Annotated in this window: 10 protein-coding genes; 1 reads left to right on the forward strand and 9 read right to left on the reverse strand. The window is 48.4% G+C overall.

Annotation, left to right across the window (positions count from 1 at the left end; translation table 11 throughout):
* Positions 1-188: 188 nt before the first annotated feature.
* Positions 189-1,769: a phytoene desaturase family protein gene (locus AC58UW_RS28750; protein WP_497423984.1), complete on the reverse strand. Its 1,581-nt coding sequence runs from the start codon at positions 1,767-1,769 to the stop codon at positions 189-191.
* Between the two features lie 541 nt (positions 1,770-2,310).
* Here AC58UW_RS28750 and AC58UW_RS28755 point away from each other — a divergent pair.
* Entirely contained in the window at positions 2,311-8,259 is a 5,949-nt protein-coding gene (locus AC58UW_RS28755; protein ID WP_497423985.1) for a discoidin domain-containing protein, read from the forward strand.
* A 76-nt stretch (positions 8,260-8,335) separates the two neighbouring features.
* Here the strand turns inward: AC58UW_RS28755 and AC58UW_RS28760 are convergent, their stop codons facing one another.
* The 8 genes from AC58UW_RS28760 to AC58UW_RS28795 form a co-directional block, all read right to left on the reverse strand.
* Positions 8,336-8,605 (reverse strand): hypothetical protein, encoded by a 270-nt coding sequence (locus AC58UW_RS28760; RefSeq protein ID WP_497423986.1) that lies wholly within the window; start codon positions 8,603-8,605, stop codon positions 8,336-8,338.
* A 6-nt stretch (positions 8,606-8,611) separates the two neighbouring features.
* Complete coding sequence (locus AC58UW_RS28765; RefSeq protein ID WP_497423987.1) at positions 8,612-9,394, reverse strand: DeoR/GlpR family DNA-binding transcription regulator; 783 nt, start codon at positions 9,392-9,394, stop codon at positions 8,612-8,614.
* A gap of 94 nt (positions 9,395-9,488) precedes the next feature.
* On the reverse strand, positions 9,489-10,856 hold the full coding sequence (locus AC58UW_RS28770) for an ABC transporter substrate-binding protein (protein WP_497423988.1): 1,368 nt from the start codon (positions 10,854-10,856) through the stop codon (positions 9,489-9,491).
* Positions 10,857-10,942: 86 nt separating this feature from the next.
* Positions 10,943-12,358 carry an MBL fold metallo-hydrolase gene (locus AC58UW_RS28775; RefSeq protein ID WP_497423989.1) on the reverse strand — a complete coding sequence of 472 codons (1,416 nt, stop codon included), beginning with the start codon at positions 12,356-12,358 and terminating at the stop codon, positions 10,943-10,945.
* Positions 12,359-12,372: 14 nt separating this feature from the next.
* On the reverse strand, positions 12,373-13,218 hold the full coding sequence (locus AC58UW_RS28780; protein ID WP_497423990.1) for an HAD family hydrolase: 846 nt from the start codon (positions 13,216-13,218) through the stop codon (positions 12,373-12,375).
* Between the two features lie 38 nt (positions 13,219-13,256).
* Entirely contained in the window at positions 13,257-14,150 is an 894-nt protein-coding gene (locus AC58UW_RS28785) for a carbohydrate ABC transporter permease (protein ID WP_497423991.1), read from the reverse strand.
* Between the two features lie 21 nt (positions 14,151-14,171).
* Positions 14,172-15,248: a carbohydrate ABC transporter permease gene (locus AC58UW_RS28790; protein ID WP_497423992.1), complete on the reverse strand. Its 1,077-nt coding sequence runs from the start codon at positions 15,246-15,248 to the stop codon at positions 14,172-14,174.
* A 296-nt stretch (positions 15,249-15,544) separates the two neighbouring features.
* Positions 15,545-16,075, reverse strand: coding sequence for a hypothetical protein (locus tag AC58UW_RS28795; RefSeq protein WP_497423993.1), 531 nt, complete (start codon positions 16,073-16,075; stop codon positions 15,545-15,547).
* Between the last annotated feature and the right edge of the window lie 57 nt (positions 16,076-16,132).

Consider the following 16,132-nt stretch of genomic DNA (forward strand, 5'->3'; position numbering starts at 1 on the left):
TTTGGTAAAAATAGGCGAAATAGCGGATGATAGTTCCCTCTCACGGAGGAAATCGCTCCATTCCTATGGAATAGCGGACCACAGTTCCCTTTCCCTCAGCTCAACAGTTATGGAATCGGATTATATAAAATAAGAGGCTATCTCCTAGGTCATTTCTGACTTCGAGATAGCCTCCTTGTATATCAAGCCTATGACCGCGACAAGAGTTGTTGAGCCACTATATAGCCCGATCCGCCGTTCACCCCGTGACCAGGCCAGGTCGCAGCGCCTAGCATATACACATTCGGAATAACTGACTGGTGGCTTGGCTGCCCCGGCAATGGGCGGAACAGATAGCTTTGGGCCAGATCGTGCGCGCCGCCGTATGGATCTCCCGGTCCAGCGTTCGGATTGAAGCGAGCGATTGTGTTCGGCGTTACGACATATTTGCCAATAATCGCGCTTGGTATATTCGGAATATGTTTGCTCACCACATGCAATACGCGTTCTGTAAAACGCTCCGTGAGATCCTGTGTCCAACTGCCATCTCCCACATCGATCTGGCCGGCGGCATCCCCACGCGGTCGGGTAGGTACTTCAAGCACTTGAACGCGCATGATTGCTTTGCCTGCGGGCGCACGTGCGGGATCGAGATTCGTGGAACAATCGACGGTAAAGGTTGGGTTCACAGGAAGCAGACCTGCCATCCCCTGTGCAATCGCTAGCGTAAATCCATCCAGCCCATCTGTCAAATGAGGCTGTCCTACGCGGTCAAAGCGTGCATCCGGCCAACGCGGCGGCTCGCTTAGAGCCAGATGAATCTGTACGCATCCGCGGCCATATCGAAACTGTTTCGCTTGGGTGCGCAGCGCCAAAGGCGTATCACTCTCAGCTAGCAGCGAGAGATATAATTGATCCGGCGTGGTCGATGCCACGACTGCTTGCTTCGCTATGTATGTTCTGCCTTCCGCTGTTCGCACGCCAACAGCTCGGCCATTCTCTACTAAGATACGTTCGGCCAGCGTGTTCGTAAGAATCTCTCCGCCTTGATCCTTAATCAGCCTCACCAATGCCTGAACCAATTGTTCGCTGCCGCCTGCCGGAGTTGGCATACCGCCGCCCATCAATGCCATGGCCGTGAGCGGGACCCAAATGCCGCTTCCGACTTCATCCGGGGTGCGGCCGAGGTGAGTAACCCAAGAGGCCAGCATTGCGCGCATCACAGGAGATTTCAGGGAATTTACCGCATGACGAGCAGTCCCGAACAACTGCCCAGCAAATGCGGAATAGCCAGAGCTATGTTCATCATGTAGCAGCCGTTTCAGGATAGGCGCAGCCTCTTGGCTGGAAAGATCCATACTGAACAAGCCGAACACATCGTTGACATGGGGATTTAACTGTTCAAAAATGCCTGCCAAAGCAGCGCCGTCGCCAGGAGCCAGACGCTCCGCTTCAGCGATGAGCTCCTCGAACGAGCGCGGCAATACGGCTGTCCGACCATCTTCCATGGAAACCCCGGTCGGCAGATCTGTATTCACATAATGTAACCCCCGAGCTTCCAAATCCTCCCTCAGCTCAGCATAAGCAGGCCCTGTTGTAAAAAGGGGATGCGCCGCCGCATACACATCATGCTTGAATCCTGGCAGCGTGAGTTCCTCAGTCCGCACAAAGCCGCCCGGGCGATCATTTTTCTCTAAAACTAGTACGCTGCGGCCAGCACGAGTTAAGTAAGCAGCCGTTATTAAAGCATTGTGCCCGCTGCCGATTATTACAATGTCAAAGCTTTCCATTCTATCACTCCTTTTTTGATTTGAAGCCTAGTAGAAACTTATTCGAACAATTGCTATATCATTACTTCACCAACATTGAAATATGTGAAAGCCATCTTTACTACTCACTAATTCAAGTGGGAATAGTAGAATTTGTTTTTGAGGTGAATAAATTATTAAGATTTTATTAAGATGTCCGCTGAGACCTATTACAATTGTCACATATTCACAAGGTCCTTCGGCCTATAGGTTACAGAAAAAGGAAAACCGGAAAGAGCCTTTCCCGATTGAGTCCAAAGTTGACATTGACAAATCCTAATACGAACCATTAATCAACCAGTGGATAAAAAATGACACAATTTTGTTTTTCGAACATAGGCATACAGGCCTAATCACCGGGAATGACTAGGATAATACGCTCATTGTAAACAGGATTCGACACCAGATATAATCGCGTTGGAAATTAAATTTCCAGAAAAATGAAGAACGGTGTTTTTTTTTGTCAAGAAACGCCGTACACGAACAAGCCCATCGGGCGAAAAAAGAGGAGGAAAATAAAGGAATGAGTTCACGTGACAGAAAGATTCGCAAGAAATTGTCTCAGACAGCATCATCAGCGCTCGCTCTTTCAGTACTTCTTGGGTCTTGGAGCGGTTTTCCTGCGCCAGCAGCGGCAGCAAATGCAGCCGAAGCTTCCCACCTTCTGACTTATGAGGGTGCGGCCTATGCCTCGTCAACCGAAGGAGGCTTGACGCCGGACAAAGCGTTTGACGGCAATACCGACTCCCGTTGGGGTAGCTCGTTTAACGCCGGCGAGCAGTGGATCTACGTAGACCTTGGTTCCAAAGCCAAGCTCGAGAAAGCTGTCCTTCGCTGGGAAAATGCCTACTCGAAGTCGTACAAGATTCAAGTATCTGACGACGAAACGAATTGGAAAGACATCTACACAGACACCAAAGGAAACGGTGGCGTAGATACCATCACCCTATCAGGTGAAGGACGTTACGTCCGTATGCTGTCGCTTGAGCGCAGCGGAGGCTACGGTGTTTCCCTCTATGAATTTGAAGTATACGGTACAGGTGGCAGCAATCCGCTCCCTGTCGTACTAGGCGAAGATGTAGCTTTGAATAAACCGGTAACGGCTTCTTCAACGGCTACGCCTGACAAAGATAAGCCCTTGTTGCTGCCTGAATATGCTGTTGATGACAATGCGACAACAAGATGGTCCTCAGCGCACACAAGTGATGAGTGGATTTATGTTGACCTTGGCAGCGAGCACAACATCGGCCGTATCCGCCTGAACTGGGAAAATGCCGCTGGTCGCATCTACGATCTGCAAGTATCCAACGATGCTCAGAACTGGACGACGATTTACCGTGAAATCAACGGTCATGACGGTTGGATGGATACACAAGTTTTTGCAAGTGGACGTTACGTTCGTATGAAAGGGATCTCCCGCACGACGAGCTACGGCTACTCCTTGTTCAATTTCAACGTGTACGATTATGTTGAAGGCGATCCGAAACCAACTTACACAATTCCTGCACTTCCTACAGCATCGACAGTTGACGTTGGTAAAGGCAGCTATTTGAGCAGCGATATCAACATGCCGCAGCCCCGTCCTCCTGTTAATAAAACAGATGATGTGAAAGGTCCAATTCCTTCAAATGACTGGTGGCAGTCCGTTCTTATTAAAAACTTGAGTGATAGCCTTATCACACTACCGCTCAAATCCAAATATACGACGATGGGTCTCGGTATTCTGAACCCAGGTGCCGGTTGGGTGAATGATACAGGCAACTCCCAAGCAGCAGACGGAGCACCTGACTTCTACTTGAACGCAGGCAACATCTCACCATCGCGCATCAAGAACAAAGTAGCCGGCTATGGCGACTGGTCCGCAACCGTTCAACTAAGTGACAACGATCAGGAGAAAATGAAAACGACGTTCGTCAAAGGCTCGCCGTACCTGTATTCGGAATTCAGCGATCCGACGACACCAGAATTGAACTTCCCGGTTTCCACAAGCTTCTATGACGACAACGGCAATCAGGTTCTCTTGGGTGAAGGCGCTACTTTGACGGCGGACCACATCGGCTTTACCGTCAACAATGTGGATGGTTCGCCGCAATCGAAACCTGTGACTCGCCACTATGGCTTGTTCGCACCGCAAGGCTCTGTCTTCATGAAAGTCGGCAACAAAATCAAAGTTCGACTCGGCAGTGGTCAAAACTACATGTCTCTAGCCTCCATGCCGGCTGCAAGCGATTTGAACTATTTTTATAAGCACGGCTATGCCTTCATTAAAAATACGACGGTAACTCCGGGCTATGATGAAAACACGTCCGAAGTCACGACCCGTTTCGATGTCGAGATCGATCAGAAGCGCGCGGACATGGAGCCAACGACGTTGATGGCGCTGCTCCCGCATCAATGGAAGCAAACGTCTTCTCAACTGACTTCGCTTTCTTATGAGTCCATTCGCGGCACATTGAAGCTTCATGAGGGCAACTCATTTACGACGGTTGATCGTTTTAACGGTATCGTCCCTCAATTCACAGAGCCGGGAGATCCGACTTACTCACGTGAAATCCTGCTCAAGCAACTAAGCTATCTGGACGAATCTACATCGAAGAACATCATGTCAGGTGATGCTTATTGGCAAGGTAAAGTGCTTCATCCGCTGGCAATGGGCGTCTTGATCGCCGACCAAATCGGGGACCAAGCGTACAAAAATGTGTTCTTGGAGCGACTCAGAACGATCTTGACTGACTGGTACACTTACACTAAGGGAGAGCCGGACTACTTCATGTACTACGACCCAACTTGGGGTACTATGTACTACAAAAACAGCGAATTCGGCGCTAACACTGGCTTGACCGACCATCATTTTACCTATGGTTATTACGTCTTCGCTTCCGCAGTACTTGCAACTTACGATCAAGACTTCAAAAACAATTACGGCGAGATGGTTGAGCACCTCATCAGAGACTACGCGAACCCGTCGAAAAGCGATCCGCAATATCCGTTCCTGCGTAACTTCGATCCGTACGAGGGCCATTCATGGGCTGGCGGTTATGGGGATAACAACAATGGGAACAATCAGGAAGCAGCGGGCGAGTCATTGTTCGGCTGGGTCGGCGAATACATGTGGAGCTTGATGTCCGGCGACAAGCAGTTCCGTGATATCTCCATCTACGGCTTCACAACAGAGCTGAAAGCCGTTGAACAATACTGGTTCAACTATGACAACGACAACTGGCTGCCTGGGTTTGCTCACAAATCCGTTGGCCAAGTGTACGGCAGCGCGTATAACTTCGGTACGTTCTTCAGCGGCGACCCTGTCAACATTTACGGCATTCACTGGTTGCCGACAGGCGAGTATCTGACAAGCTATGGTTTCGATCCTGCGAAAGCTGCAGACCTGTACAATGGTCTCGTCAAGGATAACAAAGGCCCGGAAAACGCATGGTACCACATCGTTTGGCCAATTGAAGCCTTAAGCGAGCCGGAGAAGGTACTGAATAAATTTACGACCGAGAATACGCAAAAGAATGAAATTTTCAACACCTACTGGTTCGTTCACAGCATGGCAACTCTTGGAACGCGCACCAGAGACATCTGGGCAAGCGGCTGGTCCGGAGCTACCGTCTACAAGAAAGATTCGGTTTACTCCGCAATGATCTGGAATCCGAAGAACGAAGCGGTTACGGTGACTTTCCACAATGCAGCCGGCGTAACAGGATCCGCAAAAGTTGGACCGAAATCACTTGTGAAAGTAGATCCGACGAAAGTGACAGATCTAGATGGCAACAAACCTCCGCAGCTTGCGGCAGATACAACGCAAAACACGATTGGACAACCGATCGACATTACTTTTGCCGACCATCTGAAATGGCGCGAGTCCATCAGCTCAGTCCTTGTAAACGGAGCAGCAATTGATGCCTCGCAGTATAGCGTGCAAGGCGGCAAAATTACCTTGAACAGCAATGTATTCCCTGTGGAAGGCAGCTACGCAATCACTGTTCAATCGGCTGGTTACCCAGATACGAATGCACAGCAAGTCGTCATCACGAACTCGACGGTAAATCTAGCGCTGAACAAACCGACCTTTACGTCGGATAAAGCGAATAACCCAGGCTCCTACGCAGTTGACGGTAAGCTGGATACGCGTTGGGAATCAGCCTTCAGCGATCCACAGTTTATTGGTGTCAACCTGAACTCGGAGTATAAAATCAGTCATGTTCGCTTGAACTGGGAGAATGCAGCTGGTAAAAGCTACACGGTGCAAACTTCTGTAGACGGTCAAACTTGGCAAACAGTGTACACGACCACGCGTGGTCATGAAGGCATCGACGACATCAAATTCCCTGCTGTGAATGCCAGATATGTCAAAGTAGAAGGCACAGAACGGACGACAAACTATGGTTACTCCCTCTGGGAAATGGAAGTGTTCGGTACGCCAGCAGGCGATCTTGACGCTCCGAAGCTGACTGCTGACACGACAATGAACCGTGTAGGACAACCGATCGACATCAGCTTTGATGACTTCGCGGATTGGAGAAACGCTGTCCTTGGTGTGAAAGTAAATGGTGTGGCGGCATCTGCTGCACAATACGTAGTATCACCAGGTAAAATCACACTGAATGCCGCTTTGTTCCCTGAAGCAGGCAGCTACGAGATTTCTGTTGAAGCAAAAGGTTTTGCCAATGCATCGATTCAGCAAGCCATCATTACAAACTCGAACGTCAACCTTGCTTTGCGCAAGCCGACGCTCACATCTGCGAATCCGAAACAAGCTGGCAAAAATGCCGTTGACGGGAACATCGGAACAAGATGGGAGTCCGATTTCAGCGACCCGCAATACCTAACGGTCGATCTTGGAGCAGACAATACCATTTCCCGAGTGCTTCTGAACTGGGAGAACGCAGCCGGCAAGAGCTACACGGTTGAAGTCTCTTCAGACGGTAAAGACTGGAAAACGGTCTATGCGACAACAACAGGTAAACCAGGCATCAACGATATCGGATTCTTGCCAACTCAAGCAAGATACGTGAAAGTAAACGGTACGGAGCGGACTACAGCCTATGGCTTCTCGCTATTGGAATTTGAAGTATACGGCAATGGTTCCACCAACTTGCCGAGCGCACCGGAACTGTCAGCCGATACGACGGACGCAAAAGTTGGTCAACCGATCGACATCACCTTCGATGAAGATGCAACATGGAGAGGTAAGATCGAAGTTGTCAAAATTGACGATACAGTGGTAAGCTCCAACCAATTCAAATTGGCCGCAGGTAAAATCACCTTAGACGCTTCTCTGTTCAAGGATGCAAAAACGTACCAAATTTCCGTGCAAGCGACAGGTTACACCGAAGCTTCCGTGCAGCAAACAGTCGCAGCGAAAGATATTCCGGGTAATCCGAATACAGGTCCAGGTAACCCAGGAACTGATCCAGGTACAAACCCGAATCCGCTAAATCTCGCGTTCGGTAAACCGACAGCTTCCTCGCCGGACTACCACCGTTCAAGCGCTGATGCAGTCGACGGACGATTCGATCGCCGCTGGGAGTCTGCTTTTGATGACAACCAATGGATGAGCGTTGATCTCGGAGCTCCAAAAACGATTAATCACGTCGTTCTGGCTTGGGAGAACGCCTATGGTAAAGCTTATACCATCGATGTCTCCTTGGATGGACAAACATGGACAACGGTATACGCTACCGAGAATGGCAACGGCGACATTGACGATCTTACCTTTGCTCCTGTGAGTGCAAGATACGTGAAGATGAACGGAATCAAACGTGGAACACCATACGGCTTCTCGCTGTGGGAATTCGAAGTCTATGCTGGTAATCAAGCTCCGCTTACAGGACCTGCATTGTCAGTGGATACGACGGATAATATTCTTGGCCAAGCAATCGACATCACGTTTACCGACGATACCGCTTGGAGAAACGCGATCAACGCAGTTGAACTGAACGGCGCTACCCTTCGCGCTGACCAATACAAGGTATCGGCAGGCACGATTACGCTTAATGCTGCTTTGTTCACGGAAGCTCGCCCTTACGAAGTGAAGGTGCGTGCAACTGGCTATGACGACGTTACAGTTGTGCAAGCCATAATACCTGCAACTAATCTTGCGCTTTTCAAACAAGTCACCACTTCGGACCAACCGCTTCAAAGTGGTATGCTAGCCGTGGATGGAAATAAGAGCACACGCTGGGAATCAGCGTTCAGCGATCCACAATGGATCTGTGTTGATCTTGGGCAATCCTTCAAAATCGGACGCGTCCTTCTGAACTGGGAGAATGCTTCAGCGAAAGCTTATACGGTTGAAGTGTCCACGAACGGCGAGAACTGGACGACCGTTTCCTCGACGACGTACGGAGACGGCGGCAAGGACAACATTCTCTTCACCCCTGTTGATGCCCGTTACGTCAAAGTTGCTGGCACACAGCGCAATACGCAATACGGCTACTCCTTATTTGAATTAGAAGTATACGAATAATGACAGAAGAGGCTGCCCTAAAGGTCATCAAATGACCGCGGGACAGCCTCTTGTTTTGACTAGGGGAGTGGATGGATTACTTGTAAGCAACGCCGATTACTCCTGTTATTTTCAACGATTGATCCACTTTTCCCCAAATAACTGGAGTTTCTACCACTAATTTCGCTAGATCTAGCCGATTTCGTGCAGCTTCTGATGATTTAGCTGGAGTTTCTACCTCTATTTCATTTCCTGCCACAAAGCAGCAAAGATTAACGGTAGTTTTTCCATCTATACCTGCTACGGCAGCTAAATGGGTCGTCCCCTTGGAATTGTAAGGCTGAGTGGATGGATTACTTGTAAGCAACGCCGCCTATCTTTCACTCTGATCATCACTGCTGGTAACGATCAGATTACGGACCGTTTCCCGCAGACTCTCGCGCATATCGTGCGGTGTCCCGTCATCGGTCACTAACGTCTGAATCCGATTAAGCTCCATACCAAACAGAAAACCACTGCGATTGGCTTTGGACGAATCCGCCATGAGAATGAGGTGATTACTCTGCTCTACCATCATCTGAGCAATTTGCAGAGGCTCCCATTTGGAATAGTAAATACCTTGTGTGCCAAACCCCATACAGGAAAACAGCGCTTTGTCGAAGCGATATTGACGAAGCTCGCAGTGCAGCTTATAGCCGAATGTCATACCATCTTCCCCCACCTCGCCACCGACCATATAGACATTCAGCTTTCCTTTCTTCTGAACAAGATTCAAAGCGACCATCGCCGAATTTGTCACGATCGTCAGGTTTTTATCGCCAGGAATCAAGCGCGATAGCACAAGCCCCGTCGTGTTGCCATCTACAAAAACACTATCGCCTTCCTCCAATAAGAGCATCACTTCGCGAGCGATGGCCTCCTTACGCTCGAGATTCAGCTGCATGCGATCATAATACGGCATGTCCCAGGTTGTCTGCTCTCTTTTAACAGCACCGCCGTATGTTCTGCGAACTATGCCTTTTTCGTCCAAAATACGCAAATCCCGGCGGATGGTTTCCACCGAGACACCATAGGTCACTATTAATTCATCGACAGATACGCTGCCGGCACGCCGCACTTCCATGATAATTTCATTTCTTCGACGAACGGAGTTCAACGTTGTAACCTCCCCTGTTGCGAGTAAAACAAGGCTTCCCCATAAGCCTTAAATGCGCTTACGTAGGAAGCCTGTTACCTGTCTGTTCCTGAGCTTACTTAAATTCTTTGAGCGCTTTCGTGGAGTCAGCCTGCGCCTTCTTCAGCGCATCAGCCGGAGATAATTTACCAGCCGTCAACGCTTGCAAAGCCTCTCCAACCGCAGTATCCATCTTGTTGCGTGCAGCACTGGATACATCGATTCGTGCATAAGGGAACACTTCATCGAATGCCTGCTTCTTCTGCGGGTTATCTGTATAGTTCTTCTTCAATAAATCCGTATTCTGTGCAGATAGCGTTGCTGGGAAATAACCTGTTTTGGCTGCATAAATCGATTGCGCATTAGATTCAGCGAAGTATTTCATGAATAACCAGCCTGCCAGCTGTTTCTCTGGTGTCGTTTTGAACAGGACTTGATTACCGCCGTACAATTCCGTTACTTTATTTCCGCTTTTCCCTTGCGGGATTAGCGTAATGCCCCACTTGAACTTATCTTTCACCAAATCAAGCTTTGAGCTTGTACGAGCCGTCGTACCGATCTCCATCGCTGCTCTGCCGTTCGTGAATTCCTGTTCCGTGTCTTGAGCGAATAGAATCGCTTTCTTATCCACTAGATTCTTGATGATCCCAGCTAGTTCCAATGCCTGCGGATTGTCGTAATTAACGCCGCTTTGATCCAAATTAATCGGATCAATGCCGTAAGTGCGCAGCCATGTGCGGAACGTTCCGCCATTATTGGCATTCCCCATGACCAAAGCAGGAATTCCCGTTTTATCCGTAATATCTAACGCCATCTTCTCAAATTCCTGCCATGTTGCTGCTGGCTTCTCATAGCCTGCTTTCTTAAGCAGATCCATGTTGTAATATACGCCCATGGAGGAGTTGCCATGCGGCCAGCTCATTGTCTTACCATTATACTCCGGGATACGCTGACGAGCCAATACACCTGGCATGATGTCGTCGAGATCTGCTTTTTTCAACCCGTTAACAGGATCGTTGATGTAATCGTCGAGCGCCACGATTTTGTCAGCTTTCATATATTCCAGTGTATCACTCTCATAAGACATGGCTACTGCCGGCAGACCCCCGCCTTGCAGGGAAGCACGCACTTTTTTATTCAAATCGTCATACGAGCCTTGGAACACTTCTTTGACAATAATTTTACCTTCATATTCCTTATTGAATGCTGCGACCATCTCTTTGATTGCATCGCCATAGATCGTTGCTTGAATATGCCAGAAATCGATCGTAATCGGTCCGTTTTTCCCAAGCTCAATACCTTGTGCTACTTTCGACTCTTCTTTGTTATCCGTTTGCGTGCTGGCAGGCGCTGCTTGCTGCGGTGTTCCACAACCGATGGTCGCGAGAAGCAAAAGGCTCGCCACTGAAGCTTTCCAAGCGGGAAAACGTTTCGATATATTCATGGTTATCACTCCCTTGATTTGTATGTTGCATGAAGCATCAGTACGATTAACAGGCAATGAGATGAGGTAGGTTTAGCGTTTGTGATCTATTTACCAACGAGTTCTGAAAGCTCAAAGCTTTCCCCAGGAGCCGGACAATACTTCCTTATGCCTCCGCTATTGAACAACGTCGGGTGTACGCTATGCAAAGGAACGACTAGTTTCGGAGCAATCCGTGTGGTTAATTCGGATATCTCCTGCGGTGACGCATGTCCTCCCGTTGCACAATAGCGATATTGAACACCAAATTCAGTGAGCCACTTCAGCAGCGTTTCGTCGGAAGGTGTCAACGGATTACCGTCAGCATGAACGTAAATCGAAACCGATTCGCGTGAACCGAAGGTTTCCAATTCCGCTAAAAGAGGTGTGTGTGGATAAATGAGATAGACGGCATACGACGATTTATTGCCTGTAATTTCATTGAGCGTTATGGACTCATAAGGAAGCTCCACTTCCTTGGAAGGGCGCGGTCCCTTGGACCATTGCGGCGTGCTCAGTAGTCGAATGACATCCTGATCGACATCAAGTGCTTGATGACCGGCAAGTACGGTTAGTCTCGTGGAGGCCTCCCTCCACAGAACGGCTGTACTTTCGTCCATCACAAGCTGACGACCCGCTTCTTTGGTGCGGATAATTAAATCAGCGACGCGCTCCACGTTGCGAGCGAGAATGTTAACATACACCAAGCCATCCGTGTCTTCCATTGCACGGCGGCATTCGACTGCCACCTCAACTTCAAGCCGATCCTTCGGCTTGCGGAACAACGTGTCCGGACGCATTCTCGTGCCTTCGGTAATCAGCAGATCAACCCCTTCGCTTTGACAGCGTTCAATGAACCGATCCAAGCGATGCGAATTCCGTCCATGTCGACGCCAATCAGCTGTGAAAGCTATCTTGTGCTGCGGTCCATGAATAATGAAGCCCGTAACCCCAGGACTATCATGATCCACCTCGATGAATTCGATGCGGAAAGTGCCAAAGTCGACGATCTGACCGTCATCAATGAGGCGAATATCTGCTTGCGTGCCTTCATACTCGCCTGAAGCAACGACACCTTCATATACCGCGTAAGCGTCACGGTGCATCCAGACGGGCAGTCCTTCTCGCAGTGAAGGAAGCAAAGCCATGTGATCTTGATGGATGTGGCTCACGAAGCCATGCAGGTTGTTCACTTGCGGGAAGAGATCTTTGCCCCACACTTGCGATAGCTCTGCTTCCCCAACATCGCCCAATAAGGCAGGATCGTATAGACCCAACACGGGAGGTGCCATCCGTGTCAGCAGACTACTACGAATCCCAAAGTCTGAACGGACGCTGACTTCGCCTTTGAAAAATGCGCGTGCCATACCAAGATCAAACACAATTCCCGTATCTCCACAGCTGTATAAGATGTGAACACCGCCAATCGTGGTCAACCCACCATAAAACGTAATGCGCTCCTCCAACTGTTGACTCTGATTCATACGTATTACCTCCTCTAAATGTGTTTATGTTTGCTATGTTGAATATCCACCAATAGGGATGCTAGCTCGTCGAGTGTTGTCAGTCTTACATCCCACGGTGACGGGTCGGACGAAGAATATGCGGATATCCATGCCGTGCGTCCGCCTAACTTACGCACCGGATACAGATCGTTCCAAGCATGATCGCCGATCGAGAGAATTTGTTCTGGCCGCAGCCCCTCCCGCTTCATCAGCTCATACATGAAATGTTCTAAACCAACCGGCTTCCCAGCACCGTATAGGATATCCGTAAACAAGTCGCCACCGCCAAGCGCAGCAATAAACTCACGACCTGTATTTTCCGGCGAATTCGTGAGCAGCAGCTTCAATCGCACCCCGCTCAATTGGCGAATAGCCTCATATAACCCTGTGTGGCGTTCAAAACTCGACGAGCCCAGAAGCATTTCCTTGCGAACCTGCTGAAATGACTCCTGACGCTTCGCCTCATCGATCCCGTGTTTGACAGTGAAAATACTGACCAAGCTCCATGCATCGCCGGCATAAATAGCTGGAGTATTTGAGGATTGATTAGGCTCAATCTTCACTTCTACCCCGTTCCAATCATAGTGCAGCAATTCCAATTGGTTCTCAATCGTTTCCCGTGACCACGTATCCGTGCTCGGGTGGTACCAATCCCCAATGCTGCTAGTGTGCCGACCTTCAAGTAAACGATCCATTTCTTCCAGAATCTCGTCCAAGCTTGCTGCATGATGTCCTTCTGTAAATAGCAATTCCAAATATCGTTTGTAAAAAGTGCCATCCTGATAAAGCGTACCGTCTAAGTCGAATAAGACGACTTCAATTTCCTGCAGCCAATCCATGTGTTGTTCCTCCGGCATGTTTCTTTGTTGTTTTTTCTCTATCCTTTAAGCCCAGCTGAGGTAATACCTTGATGAAACCAATGCTGCGCGACCAAATACAACACGACAATAGGAGCGATTGTAAAAGTAGCCGCCGCCATCAAATGATGATAATTAGGCCCTTCTTCACTAACAAAATACAACAAACCTACTTGCAGTGGCCTGAGCGATTCACTCGAAGTAATTAACAATGGCCAAAGTACACCGTTCCATTTTCCAATAAAGGCAAGTAAGGCGGTCGTAATTAAGGAAGGCAGCACGAGTGGCAGCAGTACGGACCACAGATATCGACCACTTGACATACCATCCACTTGAGCTGCTTCCCAATACTCTTTTTGCACAGATAGAAAAGCCTGTCTTAATAAAAATATCGTGAAAGCTTCCGCCAGAAACGGCAGCATCATCCCCATGTAGCTGTCATAGAAACCCTGTCCCCCGTTACCCGCCCAATCGTTACCGCCAGCAAAAGGAATATGCCGCATAGTTACGAAGTTAGGGACCAATGTAACATCATAGGGAATGAGCATGGTGATCACCACGAGCATAAAGATGAGATTACGACCGCGAAATGTAAAATGGGTAATGGCAAAAGCGATCGGCACACACACGAGTAATTGGAGTGCCGTACCAACACCAGCGATAATCACCGAATTGACAAAATAGCGCTGAAAGGTGGATTCCGGTTTTAACCAAGCTTCCGCATAGTTCTTTAGGTGCCATACATCGGGCAGCCACGTTGGCGGCATGCGATTAATTTCCTCCGCGCTTTTTAGCGAGGTTAGAATCATCCATACGAAGGGGAACACCACGCAGCAGGCTAACAATACCGTGCATATCCACACGATCAACCACGTTATTTGGGAAGAACGGCTTGATCCTACTGAGCCAAACATGCTTTCATCCTCCATCCTGCATTAATGCATATAGTGAACCTTTTTCTCGCCGTAACGCAGCTGCAGCCAGGTTAATCCAAGCAAGAGTAAGAATAGTACCATCGAGACGGCCGATGCATACCCAACTTGACCGTACACATAGAAGCTTCTGAAAATATACAAGGGCAGTGACATCGTGGAACCTAATGGCCCACCTTCTCCACCAGAGAAAACATAGAAAGCATTAAACGATTCGAAAGCGCCAATTACGGATACAATAATGAGTAAAAACCAAGTCGGCGACAGCAGTGGCAGCGTGATATGACGGATCGTATGCCAAGTCCTAGCCCCATCAATTCGAGCTGACTCCGTTAGATCATGCGGAATTTGCGTCAACCCCGATAAGAACACTACAATCTGAAAGCCCAGGCTGCCCCATATCGTGAACAACATAATCACACCAAGCGCCCAAGTAGGACCTGCGAATGCCGTTGGGATCGAAGAAGGCCAGTGTCCGCCAAAGGACTGAATCAGCTTGATTAGAATTGGATCAGGGTCTGTCAGCCATTGTTGCGGCGTTCCCCCCATGTTGCTTACAGCCCAATTCGCCAGCCCCACGCTCGGATGGAAAATCCATTTGAATACAATTGCTGCTGCAACCTGTGAAGTAATGTACGGAAGGAAAAAAAGCACACGCAGCACGGTTCTACCTTTCGTTATATGAAACAAGACATAGGCAACAAAAAATGAAAGCAACAGTGACAAGGGAATCGTGCCTATCGCGTAAAATATGGTGACAATGAAGCCTTGTCCAACTGGACCGAGCTGTAAGCCGGAGACTGGATCTTGGACAAGGAGGTCCTCTGTAAAAATACGAATGTAATTATCGAATCCTACGAATTGCTCCGGTACATAGCCCCACTTCCACAAACTCATCCACATGCCGAACAGAAGCGGCCAATAACGAAACAACAATAACAGAGCCAGCGCCGGAAGGGCATAGCACAATCCCGTCCACGCTTCTAGTGCTTTTCTCCGAGAGCGCGACTTGACGGTTATACGCTCCCGCAATCTTGGATTAGGTTTGTTGTCATAAGCAGCAGCTTCTTTCGTTATCACTTAGAATCTCCTCTCTTATCTGCCTTTTTGTTCGCCTTACTTCATTCATTGTAGCTGGCAAATGTTTGGTGGTAATCATAGATGCTTTAAGAAATTGTTACCGATGTTACCGATGTTTACACAATTGGTTATTCACTGTTGTCAGAACGGTCATCCTTTTGAGAACAACGGGCATTTGAGGCGTTAAGGAATGCTTGATTTTTCTAATTTATGTAAAAAGCCAATAAAAACCTCGGAAAAATTTCCATGGTCTTTATTGGCTTTTCTTGCAGGTTATTCAGCAGATGGCTGAATGATTAAACGGATAAGAACCGAATCAGTCCAAGCAACGCAAAGCACAAGAGGACGGTGCCTGCGCCAATTCCAGTAATCGCACTGTTTGCTACATTTAGTTTTTTGGACAATACTATCGAAATGAGGACAACCCCAATGAGGAGTACCGCTAACAGGTATAAGCTTGCGTCATTAAAAATACTTTTTAACCAGAAAAAATGAATACCCACAATGAATGCAATCCATGGCGCAACATAATCTTTACGTTTTAGCTTCATCAATAGGAATGACCCGACAGCTGCTAGAAAGAACTCAAGATATACGAATATTAAATAGCTTGTGTATGCACCTGAATCTGCCAGTGCAGAAGGTTCATTCCAATTTTTTACACTTAAATAAATCCCGAGCATTCCCACTAAAAGAGCAATGCCAGAAGCGATCCCGATGTAGATCCGCCAACTTTGTCTAGGCCTCTCCTGCGCCCAGCCAAACCAGCTAAAACTGAATATGCCGAAAATGGCGGTGTACATCACATAATCCCTGATATAGTCCATACCTAACCTCCATTACTTATTCTATTCCCCCTGCTTCCTAACTTGCCCTTTATTGGA

Source organism: Paenibacillus sp. J22R160 (assembly GCF_059692135.1).

What these genes read in the sequence shown, in the direction of transcription:
- AC58UW_RS28750 (WP_497423984.1), bottom strand. Translation starts at nt 1,769, where the DNA reads ATGGAAAGCTTTGACATTGTAATAATCGGCAGCGGGCACAATGCTTTA.
- AC58UW_RS28755 (WP_497423985.1), top strand. Translation starts at nt 2,311, where the DNA reads ATGAGTTCACGTGACAGAAAGATTCGCAAGAAATTGTCTCAGACAGCA.
- AC58UW_RS28770 (WP_497423988.1), bottom strand. Translation starts at nt 10,856, where the DNA reads ATGAATATATCGAAACGTTTTCCCGCTTGGAAAGCTTCAGTGGCGAGC.
- AC58UW_RS28775 (WP_497423989.1), bottom strand. Translation starts at nt 12,358, where the DNA reads ATGAATCAGAGTCAACAGTTGGAGGAGCGCATTACGTTTTATGGTGGG.
- AC58UW_RS28780 (WP_497423990.1), bottom strand. Translation starts at nt 13,218, where the DNA reads ATGGATTGGCTGCAGGAAATTGAAGTCGTCTTATTCGACTTAGACGGT.
- AC58UW_RS28785 (WP_497423991.1), bottom strand. Translation starts at nt 14,150, where the DNA reads ATGTTTGGCTCAGTAGGATCAAGCCGTTCTTCCCAAATAACGTGGTTG.
- AC58UW_RS28795 (WP_497423993.1), bottom strand. Translation starts at nt 16,075, where the DNA reads ATGGACTATATCAGGGATTATGTGATGTACACCGCCATTTTCGGCATA.